This is a genomic window from Streptomyces sp. P17, assembly GCF_032436805.1.
Taxonomy (GTDB): domain Bacteria; phylum Actinomycetota; class Actinomycetes; order Streptomycetales; family Streptomycetaceae; genus Streptomyces.
The window spans coordinates 1-557 of record NZ_JAVRBF010000272.1; the positions used below are offsets into that span (position 1 = coordinate 1).

Consider the following 557-nt stretch of genomic DNA (forward strand, 5'->3'; position numbering starts at 1 on the left):
GAGGTCGGTGATGAAGCGCTGCCCAGCCCTCAGCAGGGCGGTGAACAGGGCTGGGTTGAATCGGATCGGGTAGGTGGCGAAATCGAAGCCGCGTTCACCGGCGGCGAGGATGGCGAGGATGGCGCGGTCGAGTCCGAGGATGCCGAGGCCCCACTGCACCTGGTACAGGTAGTGCATCGGCACCCGATCGGTACCGGCCCGTCCCCATGCGTGGGCATCGCGGAGCGGGTCGTCCCAGTCGTCGCCGGTGAGGATGTCGCGCCGGTCAGCGGTTTTCGCCTCGACCAGCACCCCGTCTGTGGTGACCGCATCTGGGTTGTACAGCGCCCAGTCGTGGCGGGGATGCACATGGGTGCCCGCCATCGCGTCGTCGTAGATGAGAGGCGTGGGCCATGAGGTGGTGAGGGATCGCCGCTCAGCGACCATGCCGAGGACAGCAGCCTCCAGCATGGTGCCGTGCCACATCGCCGGGGTCTGGGGGTGGACAGTGCCGGCGATCTTGTCGGCGATGAGCTGGTCGCGGTGGGTCCATGGGGACAGTCCGCAGGCGGCGGCGA

Annotated in this window: 1 protein-coding gene; it reads right to left on the bottom strand. The window is 68.2% G+C overall.

The annotated features are described in order from the left end of the window. Positions 1–557: YqaJ viral recombinase family protein (locus RMT89_RS40810; protein ID WP_315888808.1), on the bottom strand; the 557-nt coding region annotated here is incomplete at both ends.